The following is a 21,337-nucleotide window of genomic DNA, read 5'->3' as shown; positions in this document are numbered from 1 at the left end:
CCGAAATTTCTTTATCCTTGTGAAAGTAGGGGCACAGTACCAATGAAGCGAGTAATGACCGTGGAGGGATAGCCCCAAGTCTTGTTCTTTGAAAACTAAATCAACTAAATGAAACTCACAAGGTCGAGTAAGATGATGGGACTTTTCTTATGAAAGGGGCAACACACCATCGGTGAGTACAAACTACGACATGCAGAATATTATGATATGCAAAGTATATTTGATGACTTTTACGAAAGAAGTAAGAATAATGCAACCAAAGGTTTAAATTTATACGAACATATTATATCTAAAAATAATATTCTACTAGCTTATCGGAATATTAAGGCTAACACAGGTTCAAAAACAGCTGGTACAGATGGTATCACCATAGAGCAATATAAAATAGAAGATGTTGAAACATTTGTGGACGAAATAAGAACAACATTAAAGAACTACAAACCTCAAACGGTCAGAAGAGTAGAAATACCAAAACCAAATGGGAAAACCAGACCACTAGGGATTCCGACCATGAGAGATAGACTTATACAACAAATGTTTAAACAAATACTAGAGCCAATCTGTGAAGCTAGATTTTACAACCATTCGTATGGCTTTAGACCAAATAGGTCAACTCATCATGCAATGGGGAGATGTCAATTCCTTGCTAATATTGCATTAAATCAACATGTAGTAGACATAGATATAAAAGGTTTCTTTGATAATGTCAGTCACTCAAAACTGTTAAAACAAATGTACAGTATAGGAATTTGTGACAAAAGGGTATTAAGTGTAGTATCAAAAATGCTAAAAGCCCCTATAAAAGGTATAGGAATCCCAACAAAAGGAACTCCGCAAGGAGGGATTCTCTCACCTCTTCTATCCAATGTTGTATTGAACGATTTAGATTGGTGGATAAGCAATCAATGGGAAAATATGAAAACCAATTCCAATTATAAAGAAAGAAAAAATAAAGTTTACATGATAAAAAGAACTACGACCTTAAAGGAAATGTATATCGTGAGGTATGCAGATGACTTTAAGATATTCACAACATCCCATAAAAATGCTACCAAAATCTATCATGCAGTTAAAGGTTATCTCAAGAATTACTTACATCTTGACATTTCCAATGAAAAATCAAAGATCACCAACTTACGGAGAAGAGCATCCGAATTTCTTGGATTCTCACTCAAAGTAATCAAAAAAGGAAAGCGATATGTAGCCAATACACACGTTATGGATGATAAAGTGAAAACAATTCTGCAAAAAGCCAGAAAGTTAATTCATGAAATCCGAAAAAATCCAACAGCTAAAATGGCTATGAATTATAACGCATATGTTCTTGGAATAAAAAACTACTACAAGATAGCAACGCATGTGAATACTGACTTCTCTGAAATAGCCTATCGGCTTTCTCGAACCTTATACAATCGACTCAAATCTATTGGGAAATATGGAATACCAATTAAACCCTCAGGAACATATAAAAGGTTTAACAAAAATAATTATAAGACATTTGAAATAGAGGGAATACACCTTTTCCCTTTAGCGGATATAAAAACTGTGAACAGTAGAAATTTTAGTCAAGACTTATGCAACTATACAAAAGAAGGAAGATTACAGCTACATAAACAGTTAAAAAGTGACGTAGCTATTGAAATAAATAAACTACTAAAAAGAATTCCTTATAGCGATAATCTTGAATATGTAGATAATCGAATTTCAAGATACTCTATGCAATCAGGTAAATGTGCGATAACAGGAGAATTCTTAGTGGCTGAAGAAGTTCATTGTCATCACAGAATCCCTCGACATATGGGTGGTACTGATGAATTCAAGAACCTCGTAATAGTGCATAGAAATGTTCACAAATTAATCCACGCTACAGAAACAGAGACGATTGAACGATATAAGAGCCTTCTCCGATTGGATGGTAAACAATTGGAGAAATTAAACCAATTTCGTAAGAAATGTAATTTAGTTGCTTTAGTCTAAAAGGATAAGATGGAACGCCTAATGCGGTGAAAGCTGCACGTTGGGTGTGGAGCAGGGGAAAAGATGGAGATAACTTCAAAATCTTACCTATTGCTATAAAGGAAGCGTGCATAAATATGAAAAGAAAAAAGGAGTAATTCCTGCGCAAAAGGTTAATCACTCCTAACTACGAAATCTATTTTTTTGAAGTTTTGAAACAAAGAGAGTCTTTATATCTCTAGACAATTGGACTTAACATTTTAAGGATAATAGAAGCATTTACGTTAGTTTGTGTGCCTCCTGCCAAAGTTTGAAGGATTACTGCTGCAGCGGAGGAATGATTTCTAAGTGTAAGTATACCGCCGGATGGTATAGCAATTATTGCCTGGCCAGTATTTTGTTGAGTACCAGCCCCTGAACCATAGACTGTTTCTGGAATCGGTACACCATTTAAAAATAATGTGAATTGGTTAGGTTCAACACCTGATACGCTGAAAGTAACCTCGTAGATTCCTGGTCTAGTAACAAAAATTTGAGAGGTTCCTGGAGCATGCGTAATTCCCGGAGTAACTATACCTGTTGAATCAAAAATAATATCTGCTTCTACAGCTACAGTTTCAGGACCTAGATTATATATATATCCATATTCGCAAAGACCACTACATGCTGTTGGTGTTGCAGGGGGAATAGCGCCAGTAATTCCACAGAGATCAACGGCTGTGAATGGTCCTATTTGGCTTCCACATAAACAGGAACGTTTATTACAGTTACTACAGTTATCCATTTTTTCACCTCCATTTGTAGTATTTTATTCGAATGAAATATGGAGTAAAGGGCAATAGGCTAACTATCAACTAATAATTTAAAAAGTTCATTATTGATTTTTTATTTAAAAGGAAGTTGGTTTACATGATTAAAATTAATTTATATAAATGTGAAGTTACTGCACATTTTGAGGTTTTTGTAAAAAAAGGATCACTTCCGTTTCAGAAAGTGATCAAATGTTAAGATTGTTATAATCAAGAAACATTAGGAGTATAGATTCTCAAGGAGTAATAGGAGTAACGGAAAACATTTCGACAGGTCACTTTCATTATATGTACTAAATAGAGATTAAGTTAGGCGTTACTCCATTTTAAATTAAAAAAGCTGCAGTGGGGAAATCTCTGCAGCCTTGAGGTAGTGTGAGAACACTATAGACAATCTCATTTTGTCCAGATTTTAGTTTATTTATACTCAAAACAGTGTGTAACGATAAAACGTAACGGTCATTGGGGTTAAATGAACATTTCATTGACTAGAAATTGTTCGAAAATGAATTTAATTACTGAACATTTTGAAGATCAATCGAAAGATTTGGAATGGTGGGATAGCAAAAAGCAATTACAGTATGGGGCGATGCAAAAGCAGCTATCCCGAAACTAATATATGTAATGGGGTTTAATACCATTCCAACTGTATGAAAAGAATTTCTAAGAGACAAATGGGATTACTAAACAATTATTAAAGGGTCACTCGTAGGAAAGTGACCCAAACCAACAAATCCGAAGGTGCCAAGTTAAGCGAAATTAGCTTAACACTACTATTTATATGAATGGATAACTAGGTTTGTATAGTTCATTGCCTTTGAAATAGATTTATAAAGTAAAAAACTGCGGCGTTATTAAACACTACGGTAAACAAGGGTCACATAGGGGAGTGGCCCACACATGTACGAATGGTTGAAGGATTATCGCAAGCTTGAGGAAGAAATAGCATACCTTGATTTTAATCTTAGTAAAACCAAACGTGAATTAAACCGCTGGGAGAACGTAAAAGACTTAGGTAAGTATAAGTTAGAAGCCAAGTCACTCGGGGCGAATGTAGAAGAAAAAATAGAAGCAATCGAATATGAAATGGCTCATAAAATTAACGACCTACATGATTTAAAGAAGCTCATTTGTACATTTAATGGGCTTGAATATAAAATCCTTTATCGTAAGCATGTGGAAGGCAAGACACTTGAAACAATTGCAAATGAATCAAATTACAGTACAAATTACATCAAGATTAAGCACGCAAACATCATGCGTATGATGGAGTATGCTCAAAAAGTTTCATCAAAGTAAGGTATTAAAATAGTACCTTACTAAGTAGAGGCTGAAACTATTGGAAAACCATTATATGATAGTAATATCAAAAAGCGTACGGAAATGAGTACACAAAATTTCCTTACAATAATAAGCACGTTCACTTGTACGTGTATTCTGGAAACAAGCATAGGAGACTACTAAATTGGGTAGTGACCCCTTAAAGTTAGAGTTTTATTTATGCAGCTAATCGGCTGGCATGAGTTCGGTATTTTACCGGGCTCATGCCGGCCAATTTTTGTTTTATTCGATTGTTATTAAAGTAATCGATATACTTCTCTATTTTCTTCTTTAATGCTTCATAGGAGATTAATTCTTCTCCGTAATACATTTCTTGTTTGAGTAAGCCAAAGAAGTTCTCCATGGTCGCATTGTCTGCACAGGTTGCTTTACGAGACATGCTTTGGAAAATCTTGTTTCGCTTTAATGTTATCACCCATAAATGATGTTGATAGTGCCAGCCCTGATCCGAGTGAATCGTTGTACGGTATTGGGCATGTTCTTGAATAATTGGGAGTGCTTGTTTCAATGAGTCTATTACGAAATCAAGTGTAGGGCGTTTAGACATACTAAAGCCCAGTATTTCACCGTTATATAAATCCATAATCGGACTTAATAGAGTTTTTCGTTGTTTGTACATTTGAATTCTGTTACGTCTGTCACAAGTTTTTGTAGGAAGTACGTTGTATGGAAACGGCGGTTTAATCTATTCTTCGCGACTTTCCCTACAGTACCTTTATACGATTTATAGCGAGATTTACGCACGAATTTCACGCATTTTAAATTCAATTCACTCATAATTCGCTGTACTTTTTTATGATTGATTTTATGTCCTTGTCCCTTTAATTCCGCATGAATGCGACGATATCCATATCGCCCTTCATGTTGCTCAAAAGTCTCTAAAATCAACGTTTTCCACTCTTGATCTGGATTTTCATTCTTCATTTGCTTGATGTGATAGTGATACGTTGCTTCTGGAATATCGACTTGTTTAAAGATGTCTTTTAATCTGAACCCTTCTTCTTTGAGTTCAAAGGCGATTGCTGCTTGTGCTTTTCGAGGAAGGCATCCGGGTTCTCTCGAAAAGCCTTCAACTTTTTTAAATACGCAACCTCTAGACGAAGTCGTTCATTTTCACGTTCTAACTGCTCCTCACGAGACATTGGTTTTTCTGCTTTTGTCAATGTAGCTTTTGTTTTTTTAGACATAGATGGCCTTCCCTTCGCATGTTTCAGGCCTTCTACTCCTTCTTTTAAAAACTTACTGTTCCAAGTTGCGATTAAACTAGGTTGATTCAATGTTAAATCGAATTGCTGGTATCTTGGTAAGAAGCACCTGTTTGTTTCATAAAGTTTAATACATCTAATTTGAATTGAACAGGATATTCTTCATGGTTTGTTTTCCGTTGTAAACCTTTTTCTCCAAAAGCTTTATGTAGTGAACCCCAAAAGATAGACTTTAACCAGAATGATTTTCTCCATTCTGGTTTTTCTTTTATGCAGCCAATCTTTCACGATAGGTGACTGGACTACATCCAAATTTACTCTTTATTCGCTTGTAATTATAGTAGTAAATATATTGATTAATTGCTTGTTTTAGTTCTTCAAAACTAGTATAGATAACTCCGTGATACATTTCTTGTTTTAATAAGCCGAAGAAGTTTTCCATTGGCGAATTGTCTAAGCAGTTTCCTTTTCGAGACATGCTTTGGAATATTTGATTGTGCTTCAGTAGATTGGCGTATTGTTTCATCTGATAGGCCCATCCCTGATCTGAATGAATTTATTGTCTTAATAGTAGAGGGAAATCTTTATACAATATTAATACCCGCACTTGCAGTACCTTCAACTGAGATATTCAATGCAGGAGGATTTATTATTGATGAAATGTAAAATACCATTAATAAACGATCCCCAACCGATACTGGTACAGGCTCAATATTTGCTGAACCAAAAGTTATTCCTGCTAGAACTCCAGCGACAGGAGGAGCTAAATCAACACGTGCATTTGTAGCAGTGAAGATGTTACTTCCTACAGGAGCACGATAGATTTGAGCTGTTATAGTAGTAAGCCCTCCTCGGTTAAAATTTAAAAAGTAATTATATGCTGCGGAAATAGCAGTAATATTACCATTGCGTGGAACTGAGAAAGCTTCGCTTAAAAGTCCAGTTAAGTCTATTGTATTGTCTAAAATAGGCACACCATTAATAGCAGTACCGAATCCTATAAGACTAGCCGTTAATCCAAAGGCAGGCCCTATAGTAACTACAGATGTTGAACTTCCCGAGGAAAAAGGGATTATTGAACCGCTGTCGTTTTCTTCGCCACTTTCAATTTCAAAGTTTATACAGTTTATATTTTTTGCCACAAAGGGTCCAAAATTTTCACATTCTATTTGTGGTGATAAACAATTACAACTTCCATTATTTATGCACACAATTTTCCCTCCTTTCATCTTATGCTATGTGGAAGAAAGTAAGTGGGGGAGGGTTATTAACTCAATGGATTGTTATTTATTTGGTGGAGTTCTATAACTGGTTAAAAGAACGTGATGGCCTTCCACAATCAATAGTGCATGTTGAACCATCGTTAGGGAATTGGTTGGAGTGGTGATTTCTTAACGCAATTTTTTATGGTTTTTGCGTTAACTTCTTTTTGAATAGATATGTGAGTGGAGATAAAGAAAAGACCACTCATCATGGGCGGTTTTCTTATATGTTTTTTCATGTTCCTATTATCATTACAAGTCATGCTGTTTTAGGTGGGAAAATTGAGTTGTGAATTGAGGTATCATGAGCGTCTCGCTTAATTATACAATTTGCGATTAATCTATGTTAGTCAAATAGGTGGAAGCCCGTCCCAACAACAACTATTAGAATAGAATAATACAGTTGGAGGTGAGAAATTGAATTTTTATAACTACTATAATCGTAGATGTCGTAAATGTTGTAAATGTAATATAGATGTTTGCTCTTGCAGTAAAGTTTGCAGACTACCTAGAGTACACATAGGACCAATCAAGGCTATCGAATCTAAGGTGCTATTATCAGTAAATCATATTTATGTAGCAAATTTTAATGAAAATACAGTTTCTGTAATTGATGGAGCAACCAATACAGTAGTTGCTACCATTCCAGTTGGAGTCAATCCAGCAGGGGTAGGTGTCAATCCTTTAACCAACCGAATTTATGTGGGGAATTTGAATAGTGATGATGTTTCAGTAATTGATGGTAAAACTAATACATTGATTACTACTGTTCCTGCTGGGGATGGAGCAAGTGCGGTCGCGGTCAATACCGCTACAAATACCATATATGTAGCAAATTTTAATGATAGTACAGTTTCCGTGATTGATGGAGCAACCAATACAGTAGTTGCTACCATTATTCCTGTCGGAGGTTTGTCACTTCCAACTGGAGTAGGTGTCAATCCTTTAACCAACCGAATTTATGTAGCAAATTTTAATTTTGATATCGTTTCAGTAATTGATGGGTTTACTAATGCCGTGATAACTCAGATTCCAGTCGGAGTGAATCCGTTCAGAATAGGGGTCAATCCAAATACTAATCGTATTTATATATCAAATTTCACTAGTAACACTGTTTCCGTAATTGATGGAACAACCAATACAGTGATTGCTACTGTTCCTGTCGGGACTACTCCAGGTGAAGTGGCAGTTAATATAGCTACGAATAATATTTACGTACCAAATCGTGATAGTGATAATGTTTCCGCAATTAGTGGATTAACAAATACTGTGTTTGCTACCATTCCAGTTGGAGATAATCCAAATGGTATAGGAGTTAATCCATTAACTAATATAATTTATGTTACAAACCAGAATGATAATACAGTTTCAGTAATTAATGGCGTAACTAACACGGTGATTACTACGATTTCAGTCGGAGCTCGTCCATTTTCAGTAGGTGTCAATCCGTAAGGCGAGTTTACTTGTTCAATTCTTTGCGTTTGAAGAAAATAACACATTTACACTCCAATTAAATTATTCAGAAAAGCTTTTAATCCTTTGAGTATAAGGAAATGTGACTTTTTTAAAGACATGGTTCTAGATTTTTTAGAGGAAAAACCGATAAAACAAAACGATGATGTTAGAACAATCCAATAGAAGAAATAACTAATTAAAACTATTTCTTCTTCAACTAAACCAGCTAATAGATTGTCAATAAAAATCTTTTAAATTAAAAAACACTTCATGCTATACTAAAAAGCGCAACCCAAATAACCCTCCGAATTCGATTTGGAAGGTTTTTGTTGTATTTGAAAATGCTGTCACTACATGGTTTCTTGGAATGGTGTTTTCGTTTTTAAAATCGCATAAATCCAATGTAAAAGCTTATTTGCACAAGCAATAATGGCTACTTTATATGGCTTTCCTTCCTCACGTTTTAAATCGTAGAAGGCTCGTAATCGCTTATTTCGTGCGATAGTTTCAGGTGTTGTTTTCTTTTTCCGACTATCTCGAATAGAACAACGAACAGCTGTATAAAGCATGTGGCGAAGCATAGCCGAGCCGCGTTTAGTAATGTGATTTTTCGTGCCTTTAAAGCGACCTGATTCAAACACACTGGGATCTAGTCCTGCAAAGGCTACTAACTTTTTCGGATGATTAAACCGATCAATTTCTCCGATTTCTGAAATAATCGTTGCAGCGATTTTTTCACCAATACCGGGAATTGATTGGAGTAATTCATATTCTTCAAGTTGTGCCGCTAACTCATCAATCTCACGCTCCAACGTAGAAAGTTGTTGGTGGTACACTTGAAGTAAATCAATATACATATTCAAACTGACTAGAAGACTTTGATAAAGAGTTGATTGAAATGGATTGCGTTCTGCAGCTCCGATTAATTTTTCCGATCTTTCAAGCGCCCAATTAAACGAACGTGCTTTGCAATGTGTATCAATGAATTGTGCGATCTCTTCTACCCCTGCTTCTTTAACTGATTCAGAAGTAGGGTAAGCTTGTAAAGTTTTTATGGAAATCTCAGCGTATAAATCGCCAAAAACTCCTTTGTACTCAGGGAATATTTGATCTAATACGGCTTGAAATTGAAGCTTTGTTTGAATCATAATTCCCGTCATATTTTCATGTTGCCTTGTTAGATGCCGAAGGTTTAATAACTGTACACCACGCTTTTTCTGAGGCGCTAAATCCTCTTTGTAATACAGTTCGCCTAAGTGATAAGCATCAATGGCATCTGTTTTGGTTTTTCGCAAGCTAGAACTTTTTGCTCGGTAAGATACCAGTGGATTTACGATAATGACAATGTATTCTCTTGCTTCTAAAAACTGTACAACTGGGGCATGATAGTGACCTGTTGATTCCAAAACAACAGGTGGCTTCATTCCTGTTTGACGCTCTAAATCTAATAAATAAGAGTGTAACTCTTCCAATCCATCCACCGTATGATCAACTTTCACGCTGCTTTTATAGGGCATTTTTTTATCCAAGAACATTTGAACCTGACTTTCACCTTTTGCGACATCCAGACCAACTACTGGATTCATAGTTTATCTCCTCCTAAGGTAGTGTATTGACCGGTAACCTCTATCTAGCTTGTTATTCATATCTTCGCTTGTTATACGAGATCGTAATGTCCCAACCAGCCTAATCATGTGTTAACAAGTAGAGGGCGAACAGTTTAGTTGTCGGGATCTAGTCCCACGGGTGCTTCCGTTCGACCCCGGCTACTATCAATCTATAAATTGAATAAAAAATAGTCAACCAGATTACTCTGGCTGACCTTATAATACGAAGCGGGGCTTTAGTTGAAGAAGCCTTTCTTACTTAAAAAATGTAAATTAAGACCACTCCGTGATGGGTGGTTATTTTTTTGTCTTTAAGAGAGTAATTGTATATAGAAGAAAGACCGCCTTTTTAGGGGCAGCCTTAGAAAAAAACAGGCGACTTTGGGCGACCAAAAAGCGACCAACTTAATGAAAAAATCTAATTTAGATTACTTTTAGATGTAGTATAATGAAATATAGAAAAGCTAAAACGCAGTAAAATCAACGCTTTTAGAAGTATTTAGAGTTCCGTAGACCTTAATTTTAAAAACTATTCCTTTTTTCATCCAATTCCATGTCCAATGTATAAAGCTGACTATTGGAGAGATGTTTTTTCTAGCATAAATACTTAGAGTTATATAAAAATTAATTTAGAAAATGTAATATTCAACATTTAGATAACCGTTGTTAGAATAGTTCCTATCCGACGAATAATTTTTGTGCCAAAGCTTTAACTATCACGTTCCTCTAACCAGTTATAAAAAGGCACTGGGCGTTCCTTAGACGGTGTTTCTTCTATAGATGATGAATTATCGACTTCTTATCTAAACGCTCAACAGCCCTACTATATGCCCCTACAAATACGGCTCTTAATGTACTAGCAACTGTCAGTACACCTTCTTTAATATGCATAGCAATTTAGATTTAATGTAAGGATAGAATTTATGTTTGTAGTAGACCAGGTAATTTAGATAATTGGTTAGAATGGTAATCGCTAAGAGTGAGGGGTTTCTGATGAAAAAACGGTTTTAGTCAAACAGATGTACTCATAGCGATTCCCCCTTACGGTTTAGTATTCACTCAATAAGTTTAATCTATACAATTATTTAGTTTAAAAAGAGATATGTAATAACTCAAGATACAAAATAATAATCCAAATAATGTGCAGTATAGTATTAGCTTGATTTCCAATACTAAACCTGTTTCAAAAATCTTAGGAAGGAGGTTTTCATAAGTGAAATTTCTTACATGGGGTGCGATTGGAGCTGCTATTTTTGGTGTAGCTAGAGGATTGCAAAATGGTACTCTTCAACAGTTCACAAAAAATATTTCGAACAAATTAAATCTACAAAATGCACAACAAATGATGCAACCATTACAACAAATGACTCAGCCGTTACAACAGATGAACCAATCTTCTCAACAGACGAAACAACCCCAACAACAAACAAATCAATTTTCACAACAAATGACTCAACCATTACAAGCTGTAACTAATAATTTAACTGGTAATTCATCAAAATAATAAGTTATAAGTTCAATTCTTTTTCTATAGACCTGAACAAATATTGTTTTAGTCTATAGGTTATTACATAAATTAAAAAGGACCAATCGCTATGCCTTTGAGGGAGACTTGTGAGAGTTCGACAGGGAACTTCATAACGATTGGTAATACAAAATTAAGTATTTACATTGTATGTTTTATTTAGACTCGCAAAATATTTCATTTTTACGATGAAACTTTTGAATAAAAGTTTTAAGGGTGATTTTTTTAAAATCTAACTTTTTTGCCGCTTAAGAAATATCGTATGCATAAAAATAATTTGGACAATAATAAGAGAATAAAATTTCCTTAAATGGGGTGAATTACAAATGTTTGAAAAGGTTAAATATATGTTATCTATTTTCAGTATTATTATTATGTTTTTCACTTTTGAAGATGTGTATGCAAATTCTCAACTGCCTACTTTTGAGGAAAAATTCACTGAGGGTGGATATAAATCCGTAGAAGAAGCGGTTAAAGAATTCGAAATCATTTTAATTGTGAAGTAAAGCTACCGACAATTTTGCCTTCTATTCCTTTTACGCATAATTTCGGGAAATTTGCTGAGGATGATAAATATAATATGAATGATAGCTTAGAAATAAGGTTTGTTAATAAAGATATCAGGGAAAATATATTTAAAATTGATATTCGCTCATTAAAAAATAAATTGGAATTTGAAGGTGAGAAGTATACACTTCAAGATGGGAACAAAGGGATTTATATTGAACACCAATTGTTTAGTTTTTTTGTCTTTGAAAAAAACAATTTGCAGTATATGGTCGGAATTCATAAAAAAGTAGCCAACTCTGCAACACCTGAAATATTAGTTGAAATTGCAAATTCAATTTAATATGGTTTTTAAAATAAAGTTGTTTAAAATGAGCATAAATCTTCATTGCCATTTTAAACAACTTTATTTTAATTGTTAACGTATAAAGAGATACATTCGCTAAAGCATTAAAAAATAATTTTTCCCTAAATGTCCCTGCTCTGCTATTCTTCCATTTTAGGGAAATGAGATTTAGACGTACATAACAAAAGTAATTAGTTATCTGTTAATTTTAATTATTAGTGAATCGTTTCACAAAAAACTTAAAAGTACTGATTTTAAAAGGTTTATGTTATCATAAATCACGTATCTAAAATAACGGATCAATAAATAAAATGTTAAGTTACAAAGTGTAATGTGAAATTGAAAGGATGAAATAATTATGAGCAAAGGGCGTACGAAAACCGTAGCTCTGAATACGTTAGGTTGTAAAGTAAATCACTACGAAACAGAGGCAATTTGGCAGTTATTTAAAGATGATGGTTATGAACGAACTGAGTTTGATCGTCAAGCTGACGTTTATGTCATTAATACATGTACAGTAACAAATACGGGTGATAAAAAATCGCGTCAAGTGATTCGTCGAGCAATTCGCCAAAACCCAGATGCAGTTATTTGTGTTACAGGTTGTTATGCCCAAACGTCTCCTGCGGAAATTATGGCGATTCCTGGCGTAGATATTGTTGTAGGAACACAGGACCGCACGAAAATGCTTGGCTATATTGAACAATATCGCGATGAACGCCAACCGATTAATGCAGTACGTAACATCATGAAAAATCGTGTGTACGAAGAATTAGACGTACCTGCGTTTACTGACCGCACACGAGCATCACTAAAAATCCAAGAAGGTTGTAACAACTTCTGCACTTTTTGTATTATTCCATGGGCACGTGGCTTAATGCGATCTAGAGATCCTCAAGAGGTACTTCATCAGGCTCAGCAATTAGTAGATGCTGGTTATCTTGAAATTGTACTAACAGGAATTCATACAGGGGGCTATGGTCAAGATTTAAAAGACTACAACCTTGCACAATTGCTGCGTGACTTAGAGATAAATGTTAAAGGGTTAAAACGCTTACGTATTTCTTCAATTGAAGCAAGTCAGTTAACAGATGAAGTGATTGATGTGTTACGTGAGTCAAATATTGTTGTTAATCATTTACACATTCCGATTCAATCGGGCTCAGATACTGTATTGAAACGTATGCGTCGTAAATATACAATGGAATTTTTCGGTGAACGTTTAACAAAATTACACGAAGCACTGCCAGATTTAGCAGTTACTTCTGACGTAATTGTTGGATTCCCAGGTGAGACAGAGCAAGAATTTATGGAAACATATAACTTTATTCGCGACCATAAATTCTCTGAACTACATGTCTTTCCATTCTCACCACGAACAGGTACTCCAGCTGCACGAATGGAGGACCAAATCGATGAGGACATTAAAAATGACCGTGTTCACCGCTTAATCGCATTAAACGATCAACTCGCAAAAGAATATGCTTCACGCTTCGAAAGTGAAGTGTTAGAAGTAATTCCAGAAGAATATGTACATGATGGTAGCGACGCAGAAGGTCTATTAACGGGTTATACAGATAATTATTTAAAAGTAGTTTTTGAAGGCCCTGAAAGCCTTATTGGTCAGCTAGTGAAGGTGAAAATTATACAAGCGGGCTACCCTCATTCCAAAGGGCAGTTTGTACGTGTATTGGAAACTGTAAAATAAAAAGACAAAGGATTGCCTATCTTTAAACAATAGGACAATCCTTTTTTTTGATATTGAAATCCATTTTTTGCATATAGTATGTAGATTTATAATTAATAGCCGACAACCACTAAATAGTAAGAAATTAGACGGCGACGTGAAAAAATGGTATCATTTCAGAGAGGTACGTACAACTAAGATAGAAGGAGTGTTATACATTGAAAATAAATTATGCAAGTATGATTGATCATACCTTATTAAAAGCTGAGGCAACAAAGGCTCAAATTGAAAAACTCTGTGCGGAGGCGAAACAATTTGGTTTTGCATCTGTTTGTGTAAATCCGACTTGGGTAAAATATAGTAGTGAGCTATTACAAGACTCAAATGTCTTAGTATGTACAGTAATAGGCTTCCCTCTCGGCGCTAATACACCTGCTGTAAAAGCTTTTGAGGCAAAGGATGCCATTGCAAATGGTGCAAAAGAAGTGGACACGGTCATCAATATTGGCGCGCTGAAGGATCAAAACTTTGACCTTGTACAAGCGGATATTGCTGCGGTGGTAGAAGCTGCAAAGGGTAGTGCTATCGTTAAAGTTATTATTGAAGCATGTTTACTTACAGATGAGGAAAAAGTAAAAGCATGTGAGCTTGCAGTTGCGGCTGGGGCTGATTACGTAAAAACGTCGACAGGCTTTTCAACAGGTGGAGCAACAGCAGAAGATATTGCATTAATGCGTAAAACAGTTGGTCCAGAACTAGGTGTTAAGGCATCTGGCGGTGTACGTAGCTTGGAAGATATGCAAAGCATGATTGATGCAGGGGCAACACGAATCGGTGCAAGTTCAGGTGTCGCTATTATGAATGGATTAATTGCAGATTCTAATTATTAATAGTAATGATAATCCTTATATAGTAATGGATACGGGGCTGTTCTTCACGAACTAGCCCCACTTTTAGCCCCAATTTCTTTTAAACTTTGACTAAATGCTACTACTGATGCCTCTTCCATTTCCTTAAGAACATGACCATATATTTCGTAAATCATTTTAGGAGTGTTTCCTAAACGTTCTGCTATGACCTTCACATTCAGCCCACGATTCAATAAAATTGTACAATGCGTGTGTCTTAAACCATGTAAAGTTATTTTTGGAAGCCTGGTTCTTTGAATAATCTTATACATGATTTTAGCTGTGTTGTTTGGTGTGATAGGATCTCCTGATAAATGTGAGATAAAAACAAATGTATCATCATTCTCGTATTCATCTTCATCCTTCAGTTTTTGACCATATGACAACAATTTTTGCTTACACCATTTTTTATAGGTTTCTAATTGCTTCATAACAGCCTCTTCCACTAGAATGGTTCTATAACTGTTAAGTGTTTTAGGCGTATGTGTGCCACCATAATCCCTGGAACGTTCAATTGTTATTGTATTCTCTTTAAAATTAATATTTTTCCACTGTAATCCACATGCTTCGCCGCAACGCATCCCTGTATATGCAATTACGAGTAAAAAAGTGTAATTTGTGATGTTTTCATTTTTTTTAGCATCATTCAAAAACGTCACTAATTCAGCAGGAGTGAGATAATTTTCTTGTTTCTTACCGGTCTCATCCCTTTTAGTATTAGCAGGTAGTACAATGTCAACAAGAGGATTGTGGAGCAAGATTCTTTCTTTAATAGCAGCATTAATAATTGTTTTAAAGACATTGTGGGCTTGATGTACTGTACTAGGCTTGTACTGTTTAGCTAGCACGTCTATAAAGTTTTCTTGATACATAACATCATTAAGGCTTTGAAGCTTATAGCGTCCCAGCAGAGGCTTAAAGTGGAGACGTATAGCTTTCTCACGAATGAGAACTGAATTATCGCTCCATTTTTTCTTTTTGCAATTCTTCTCAAACCATAGATTTACATAATCACCAATAGTTAAATTTTCATTTTCTATATGTTTTGTTTCACCACGCAGCGTTGAAGCCTTCACTTCTAGTAGGGCTTTTAATGCTGCTTTTTCTGTTATAAAACCACTTTTCTTTTTCTCTTTCCGTTTTCCGGTAGCATCATAGTATTTATGTCGAAACATCCACAATTTTTCTTTATTCGCATTGAAATAGTGATATATTTCAGGTTCTTTTGTTGATTTATATAATTTCACCTTGTCCATTCCTTTCATGCTTGGCGGCGTGTGTACAGGAATAGGTGAGTAGGTGGGTATTATTTATTTTCTTTAATTGTCCATTCTTGAATGGTTTCTGGTGATTCATTTATTATTTTTGATATTTCTTCAACGCTGTTTCCTTGGGCAAACAATGTTAGTGCTATTTTCTTTGATTTTAGCGAATCCATAATTAATGTATCTAAAAAAGATTCAAGAAGTTTAATCTGCTGTTTGGATAATCTATGAGTTTTATATAGGATATTGGGTTGTTCTAAAAAAAACGAAAGTTCTTTATTTGATGTTTCAATTGATTCGGATGATGGGTTTATTCGCTCCAAAGCCAATTCTGTGAGTTTACCTAATACTTCTTCTCTCCAATCAAACGCCTTTGAATTGAGTTCAACAGTGAGTGTTTTAAGCACCGTATTGTAGTTATAAAATTTTATGAATGCTTCTTCCAATTCTACGTCTATATAGTCCGGTTCTTCCTCTTCTTTATATCTTAAGTATTCGAGATAGAACTTATCAAAATCTTCAAGACCTGGTTCAAAACTCATATTTCCTAAAAATATTTTGAATATCTTTATTTGAACATCTTCAAAAAAATACCCATTTGTTGAAAGTGCTTTTAGAACTTTTGTTGTCATCTCATGTAGTTTTACATCATGTTCATAGTAATCGTGTAAAGCCTCATTGTCTAAATGTCCAGCAGCTTTCAAAAGTTTTTCATATCGAACATCTAAAGGTTCAGAAATTTTTATTAGAATCTCTGGTGACGGGAAGTTTTTTAGTTTTCCGTTTTCTATTTGAGATAGATAAGGATGAGAAACTCCTGATAATGCAGATAACGAAGCGAGTGTTAGCCCCTTTTTTTTACGTAATTCTTTTATATAAGAACCAAATTGAATTAAATCCATGATTAGTACACCTCTCCTCTTTGACAATATCATAAACATTTAATGTTGATATAGCAACAAATAATAACGAATAACAAAATTGAAACAAATAAATGTTGACGCAACAACGATAGTTACGCTAATATTTGATGTATCAACATAAAAATTTGATGTATCAACATAAATGCGAGGTGGTGAAATCGAATGGATAAAATGACTGTAAAAGAGGCAGCTCCTTACATTGGATCATCAGAGTACAAGTTACGTGAGATGGTTCGAGGAAACGAAGTTCCTCATTACCGTATTGGCAATAAGATTATGTTTCGAAAAACAACGCTTGATGACTGGATAACACAACAAGAGTCAAAATCTTTGTCTAAATAAATATAGGTCAAGCCATATAGCTTAATTGCTTTTTATTTTTATTGCTCTTTTAAAAGGCAGTAAACCATAGGGGGTCTATTTAATTAAAGGATGAGGATAAAAAACTGATAGATAGGAGGTGGAATGTTTATGATTCCAGCAAACATTGAGGTTAACTTCGATAAACAAGCCATTCGACAATACATAGAGAAACGGCTTGATGAAGAAATAAGAGAAGTATTGTGGTGGATTGATTTAAACAAAATGGCAGAACTAACGAATATGTCACCACGATTTTTAGAAAGTGAGCTTGTATGTGATGTACGTATGCGAGCCATTGAGGTTAAGAAAAATCGTAAACGCTGGTGGCCGGCGAGACAGGCTTTTGAAGTAATAAGCGAAATTACAAGTGAATGGTGAAAATACACAGCTTGGCGGCGTGTGTTATAGGAATAAGTCATAAAAAAGGTGGTGAGAAAGATGAATGAAGAATATTTAATTGGACGTATAACTGTGCATTTTGGCATTGATATTGTTTCCTTAGTGCACAAAGTAAATGGCCGTTTTTCGTACATGGATTTAGTAGAAGGTGATCTTATCGAAGTAAAAGAGGATGACCAATACAAGGCGATTACTATTAAAGATATATTAAACACAATTGAACGCGATTCAAGTCAGGTGTGGAATCACGGTTCGTCAATTTATGAAGGTGCACAAGTTAGGGTGAAGCTAGACCCTCAAGGAAACAAAAGAGCAGCTTTAACGGAAAAAAGCCTAAAAATAAATAAAGTAATGTTTGCCCTTAAGCAAGGGCTCATAACTCATGAGGAAGCTACACAAGCATTTTTGGTGCTTGAATTAGACGATGATGAATAAAAGAGCATCTGCACTGTTTAAGCAACATAGGCATTGACAAGGTGGTGTGACGATGTCCGATAATTTCTTTTTTCCAGTTTTTACGGGTCTACTCGAGCCAGAACATGTCGAAAAAATTGGTTCTGCTTTATGGGAGTTTTTATGGTTAATATCTAAAGTTACAAAAGAAGTCGTCGAGAATGATGAAACTATCGGCATTGTTCTTGGCGGTAGGCCTGTTAAAAATATTGAAATGTCCGAATCGTTAGGTTACAGTCTGGCGAAAGTTGAACGGAATATTTCAACTTTAAAAAAACACGGATATATAACCACAAAGCGAACACCCTATGGAAATATTTTTAAAGTGAAAAACTCAAAGAAGTTCTATAAAAATAGAACCCTCAAAAATGACGGTTCTAAAAGTAGAGAACCCTCAGATTTGGAGAGAGAACCCTCAAATTTGGTGGAGAGAACCCTCAGATTTGAGGGATGTAATAAAGATATAAAAGATATAAAAGATATAAATACTACTCGTCAAAAAAAATATGACGAGGATAACACCTATTTCAAAATGGCAATGTACTTTCATGAAAAAGTTTCAGCAGTTGCAAATGAAGCTGGAATATCTCATTTGATTAAAAAGTCCAATATGCAAACCTGGGCTGATGATATGCGTAAATTAATCGAGCTTGATGGAGTAGATAAACATCAAGCGAAACAAGTAATGGATTGGGTAACACAAGATTCATTTTGGAAAACTAATGTACTATCAGCCAAAAAGCTTCGTGAGAGATTTATGGAGCTAGCTATCAAAATGAATGCAGATAAAAAACCTTCTCAACCAAAACAAAAACCGCAATATGATCCTAGAGATAAAGAAATAGAGTTCCAACGCTGGATACAAGACGGGAATGATCCAAATGACTTTGATTGGAGTGATTGAAATATAGGTTGTCAAAAGTAAGAAGCGAGGATGATACCAATGGAACTATTAAAACACTTAACTAGAGCAGAGAAAGTGAAAATTCGTAAAGCTGTTGTAAAAGAATTGGCACGATATCGAATTTCTAAATTTACTGATCCAGATAATGATAATGTTGCCTTTCAACAAATGATTGAACGAGCTATTGAGAGATTACCGACACCGGAACGCTTTCTAATTGAAGCAAGGTATTTGTCAGCTAATAGTGAATACTTGACAGATTATCACGTCTACAATTTAAAGTTTGATCCACCAATAAGTGCAATGACATATACAAAGATTAGAGATGCAGCCATGATAAAGATTTCATTGTATTTAAATCTTGATACAGGTGTGGAAATTGACTATTTAATTCAAACAAACTATCCGGTTAGGTTTAGTTGAAAGGAGGGTGTGCTGCATGAACCAAACCACAATTTCAGAAGATTTCGGTGAACAATTAGCACTTATTACAGCTGACACACCTTATGCAATTGAAAGTGATTCAGATACTTTTGTTTCAGAACTAGAACAAAAAGTAAGGAAGTATATGTATTCATTGTGGATGGATGCCCAAGCTTACAAACTAGCAAACTATTTGGAGAAAAGACAAGCAGCACACTTTGCTCAGCTGTACGAATTTAGTTATGGCGTGTCTATGTATGATAACGATCAATCTATTTCGAGTAGGTCGGATATTCTAGCATTTATGATTATTGACGAGAAGGCATCTTACAAGAAACGGCTAGAACGTATTAGGCTTCAATACAAGCGTTTTAGAGAGATATGTGAACTAATTAGTGCGGAAGATAGAAAGTTGTTTATACGCTATTTTGAGCAGTCTCAGAAGGTAGATTATGAAACCTTAAGGAAAGCTGTCATAAACAATCTAACATTAATTGGTGAACGTTATTGGCGTGATGAAAAAATGAAAGAGGAACACACTCGTCATTCTCTTAATACTTAAAAGATAATGAGGTGATTTTATGAAAGAGCTACGTTGCACAAAATGCGGAAAGCTATTATTAAAAGCTTCGCGTGAATATGAAGCTGGTGCTGCACTTATCCATTGTGATTTAGAAGTACAATGCACACGATCTGGCTGTAAAGCGATCAATCGTTACAAAGATAAACATAGAGACTCATAAAGTCCAGTAACTGCACAGTGATGTGTATGTTATTGGGCTTTTCTTTATTAGGGGGTGTGGCATTTGATTTCAATTAGAAGTCCGGCCAGTTTGCGTAGGTTCTTCTAGGACTCTTGTTGCATGCGGGGCTTGCGAGCCCCAAAAGTGGTCTATTTTTATTCCGAAAAATTCACTTTCGCTTTCGTTTGTGGGAGCTCAAAATTACAACTTTGAGAAAATTTCTACATCTAATGCTTTGAAAAATGAAGCGAGGATATAAGTGAAAAAGACGAAAGTAAGGTGTGTATACAAAACGAAAGTAAAGAAAGGAATTAAGAACAAATGAATATTAACATCCGTGGTCCAATCATTTCAGATAGCGAGCAGCAGATTTACGATTACTTCAATATTCCTGCTACTAGTCCGGGTGTAATTAATAAACAATTAGAATCTGCTAAAAAAACAGGATCAACGAAAGTGAACGTTTTAATAAATAGCGGGGGTGGTTCTGTTTTTAGTGCCTCTGAAATTTATACAGCTTTAAAATCATTTTCTGGAGAAGTAGTCGTTCAAATTGTGGGTGTGGCTGCATCTGCAGCAAGTGTAATTGCGATGGCCGGTAGCAATGTTGAAATGTCTCCTACGGCTCAATTAATGATTCATAACGCAAGTGTTTCTGTACATGGTGATTATCGTGAAATGGATCATACAAGTGAGTTTCTCAAAAATATTAACAAGTCTATTATGAATGCTTATACTGCCAAAACTGGTTTGAATGAAGCGAAATTAAAGTCCATGATGGATAAAACAACTTGGATGAATGCCCAACAAGCATTGGAATTACGCTTTATCGATTCAGTGATGTTTGAAAACGAGCAAAGTGTTACTGCAAGCATTAACATGCCACATTTAGTGAATGGTGTATTACCACCAGAGGTTGTTGAAAAAATGAGAAATCAGTTATCAAATAAGCGCTCATTCACTGCATCCAATACAACAGAAGATTCTAAATCAACAGAGAGGCAACTAATAATGGCACACAAAAATATGTTAAAAGACAAACCTGGGATTAACTCTTTACCAAAGGATAAACCTCCTTCATGTAGCCGTGAAGAAGGTGAGTATGCAATCAATGTAATGAAAACAATGAAAAATTTGAATACAAAAGGGATCGACACTAATGATCTTACTACAGATGAGGTTTTGGAAGTACAAGGACTTATTGAAGCATTTGAAACTAAAAGTTAATTGATATGTATCAGAAAAAATTATTTTTT

At 35.0% G+C, this 21,337-nt stretch carries 24 protein-coding genes and 1 pseudogene; 16 read left to right on the top strand and 9 right to left on the bottom strand.

The genetic code is table 11. The features are described 5' to 3' along the window. Positions 1-207 precede the first annotated feature (207 nt). Entirely contained in the window at positions 208-1,977 is a 1,770-nt protein-coding gene (gene ltrA, locus C9J31_RS15620; RefSeq protein ID WP_107951743.1) for a group II intron reverse transcriptase/maturase, read from the top strand. A 217-nt stretch (positions 1,978-2,194) separates the two neighbouring features. On the opposite strand, the gene C9J31_RS15615 is transcribed toward ltrA, so the two are convergent. After that, positions 2,195-2,740 carry a hypothetical protein gene (locus C9J31_RS15615; protein ID WP_107951709.1) on the bottom strand — a complete coding sequence of 182 codons (546 nt, stop codon included), beginning with the start codon at positions 2,738-2,740 and terminating at the stop codon, positions 2,195-2,197. A 925-nt stretch (positions 2,741-3,665) separates the two neighbouring features. Here C9J31_RS15615 and C9J31_RS15610 point away from each other — a divergent pair. Further along, positions 3,666-4,064 carry a hypothetical protein gene (locus C9J31_RS15610; protein WP_107951710.1) on the top strand — a complete coding sequence of 133 codons (399 nt, stop codon included), beginning with the start codon at positions 3,666-3,668 and terminating at the stop codon, positions 4,062-4,064. A gap of 199 nt (positions 4,065-4,263) precedes the next feature. On the opposite strand, the gene C9J31_RS15605 is transcribed toward C9J31_RS15610, so the two are convergent. The 5 genes and pseudogenes from C9J31_RS15605 to C9J31_RS15585 form a co-directional block, all read right to left on the bottom strand. Then, complete coding sequence (locus tag C9J31_RS15605) at positions 4,264-4,725, bottom strand: IS3 family transposase (RefSeq protein ID WP_107951711.1); 462 nt, start codon at positions 4,723-4,725, stop codon at positions 4,264-4,266. After that, positions 4,698-4,994: an IS3 family transposase gene (locus tag C9J31_RS15600; RefSeq protein ID WP_193767240.1), complete on the bottom strand. Its 297-nt coding sequence runs from the start codon at positions 4,992-4,994 to the stop codon at positions 4,698-4,700. Before C9J31_RS15600 ends, C9J31_RS15605 begins: the two co-directional genes overlap by 28 nt. A gap of 95 nt (positions 4,995-5,089) precedes the next feature. Continuing rightward, the gene (locus C9J31_RS15595) at positions 5,090-5,293 is read right to left on the bottom strand and encodes a transposase (RefSeq protein WP_107951713.1); all 204 of its coding nucleotides are present in this window, start codon (positions 5,291-5,293) and stop codon (positions 5,090-5,092) included. Between the two features lie 286 nt (positions 5,294-5,579). Beyond that, positions 5,580-5,864: pseudogene (locus C9J31_RS15590) on the bottom strand (IS3 family transposase); the annotation flags it as partial. Positions 5,865-5,895: 31 nt separating this feature from the next. Beyond that, positions 5,896-6,522, bottom strand: a complete 627-nt coding sequence (locus tag C9J31_RS15585; RefSeq protein ID WP_238602241.1) for a hypothetical protein — start codon at positions 6,520-6,522, stop codon at positions 5,896-5,898. 468 nt (positions 6,523-6,990) lie between these two features. Here C9J31_RS15585 and C9J31_RS15580 point away from each other — a divergent pair, with 468 nt between their 5' ends. Continuing rightward, a complete protein-coding gene (locus C9J31_RS15580; protein WP_107951715.1) occupies positions 6,991-8,025 on the top strand; it encodes a beta-propeller fold lactonase family protein in 1,035 nt (344 codons plus the stop codon). Between the two features lie 353 nt (positions 8,026-8,378). On the opposite strand, the gene C9J31_RS15575 is transcribed toward C9J31_RS15580, so the two are convergent. Further along, a complete protein-coding gene (locus C9J31_RS15575; protein WP_107951746.1) occupies positions 8,379-9,614 on the bottom strand; it encodes an IS110 family RNA-guided transposase in 1,236 nt (411 codons plus the stop codon). A gap of 1,234 nt (positions 9,615-10,848) precedes the next feature. Here C9J31_RS15575 and C9J31_RS15570 point away from each other — a divergent pair. The 5 genes from C9J31_RS15570 (at position 10,849) to deoC (ending at position 14,590) form a co-directional block, all read left to right on the top strand. Continuing rightward, on the top strand, positions 10,849-11,139 hold the full coding sequence (locus tag C9J31_RS15570; protein WP_107950303.1) for a hypothetical protein: 291 nt from the start codon (positions 10,849-10,851) through the stop codon (positions 11,137-11,139). A 347-nt stretch (positions 11,140-11,486) separates the two neighbouring features. Further along, positions 11,487-11,666 carry a hypothetical protein gene (locus C9J31_RS23765; RefSeq protein WP_238602125.1) on the top strand — a complete coding sequence of 60 codons (180 nt, stop codon included), beginning with the start codon at positions 11,487-11,489 and terminating at the stop codon, positions 11,664-11,666. A 74-nt stretch (positions 11,667-11,740) separates the two neighbouring features. Next, entirely contained in the window at positions 11,741-12,010 is a 270-nt protein-coding gene (locus C9J31_RS23760) for a hypothetical protein (RefSeq protein ID WP_238602126.1), read from the top strand. A 361-nt stretch (positions 12,011-12,371) separates the two neighbouring features. Continuing rightward, positions 12,372-13,721 carry a tRNA (N(6)-L-threonylcarbamoyladenosine(37)-C(2))-methylthiotransferase MtaB gene (gene mtaB, locus C9J31_RS15560; RefSeq protein ID WP_107950301.1) on the top strand — a complete coding sequence of 450 codons (1,350 nt, stop codon included), beginning with the start codon at positions 12,372-12,374 and terminating at the stop codon, positions 13,719-13,721. Positions 13,722-13,939: 218 nt separating this feature from the next. Next, positions 13,940-14,590: a deoxyribose-phosphate aldolase gene (gene deoC / locus C9J31_RS15555; protein ID WP_420798423.1), complete on the top strand. Its 651-nt coding sequence runs from the start codon at positions 13,940-13,942 to the stop codon at positions 14,588-14,590. A 44-nt stretch (positions 14,591-14,634) separates the two neighbouring features. Here deoC and C9J31_RS15550 read toward each other — a convergent pair whose 3' ends face one another. Then, positions 14,635-15,855 carry a site-specific integrase gene (locus C9J31_RS15550; protein ID WP_476638794.1) on the bottom strand — a complete coding sequence of 407 codons (1,221 nt, stop codon included), beginning with the start codon at positions 15,853-15,855 and terminating at the stop codon, positions 14,635-14,637. Between the two features lie 59 nt (positions 15,856-15,914). Continuing rightward, a complete protein-coding gene (locus tag C9J31_RS15545; protein ID WP_107950296.1) occupies positions 15,915-16,775 on the bottom strand; it encodes a helix-turn-helix domain-containing protein in 861 nt (286 codons plus the stop codon). A 183-nt stretch (positions 16,776-16,958) separates the two neighbouring features. On the opposite strand from C9J31_RS15545, the gene C9J31_RS15540 reads away from it, so the two are divergent. The 8 genes from C9J31_RS15540 to C9J31_RS15505 all read left to right on the top strand — a co-directional run bounded on the left by C9J31_RS15540 (position 16,959) and on the right by C9J31_RS15505 (position 21,308). Continuing rightward, positions 16,959-17,138, top strand: coding sequence for a helix-turn-helix domain-containing protein (locus C9J31_RS15540; protein WP_107950294.1), 180 nt, complete (start codon positions 16,959-16,961; stop codon positions 17,136-17,138). 129 nt (positions 17,139-17,267) lie between these two features. Next, positions 17,268-17,537 (top strand): hypothetical protein, encoded by a 270-nt coding sequence (locus C9J31_RS15535; RefSeq protein WP_107950292.1) that lies wholly within the window; start codon positions 17,268-17,270, stop codon positions 17,535-17,537. Positions 17,538-17,597: 60 nt separating this feature from the next. Beyond that, entirely contained in the window at positions 17,598-17,993 is a 396-nt protein-coding gene (locus tag C9J31_RS15530; RefSeq protein ID WP_107950290.1) for a hypothetical protein, read from the top strand. A gap of 52 nt (positions 17,994-18,045) precedes the next feature. Continuing rightward, positions 18,046-18,915 carry a hypothetical protein gene (locus tag C9J31_RS23755; RefSeq protein ID WP_238602127.1) on the top strand — a complete coding sequence of 290 codons (870 nt, stop codon included), beginning with the start codon at positions 18,046-18,048 and terminating at the stop codon, positions 18,913-18,915. 30 nt (positions 18,916-18,945) lie between these two features. Next, complete coding sequence (locus C9J31_RS15520; RefSeq protein ID WP_193767091.1) at positions 18,946-19,338, top strand: hypothetical protein; 393 nt, start codon at positions 18,946-18,948, stop codon at positions 19,336-19,338. Positions 19,339-19,354: 16 nt separating this feature from the next. After that, positions 19,355-19,900 (top strand): hypothetical protein, encoded by a 546-nt coding sequence (locus tag C9J31_RS15515; protein ID WP_107950288.1) that lies wholly within the window; start codon positions 19,355-19,357, stop codon positions 19,898-19,900. A 19-nt stretch (positions 19,901-19,919) separates the two neighbouring features. Beyond that, entirely contained in the window at positions 19,920-20,081 is a 162-nt protein-coding gene (locus tag C9J31_RS15510; RefSeq protein ID WP_193767092.1) for a hypothetical protein, read from the top strand. Positions 20,082-20,402: 321 nt separating this feature from the next. After that, positions 20,403-21,308 (top strand): head maturation protease, ClpP-related, encoded by a 906-nt coding sequence (locus C9J31_RS15505; protein ID WP_107950287.1) that lies wholly within the window; start codon positions 20,403-20,405, stop codon positions 21,306-21,308. Positions 21,309-21,337: the final 29 nt, after the last annotated feature.

Source organism: Lysinibacillus parviboronicapiens, from assembly GCF_003049605.2.
In the GTDB taxonomy this organism is placed as follows: Bacteria; Bacillota; Bacilli; order Bacillales_A; family Planococcaceae; genus Lysinibacillus; species Lysinibacillus parviboronicapiens.
The sequence above is the reverse complement of the archived record's forward strand: the minus strand, read 5'-3'. Positions and strand labels throughout refer to the sequence as shown.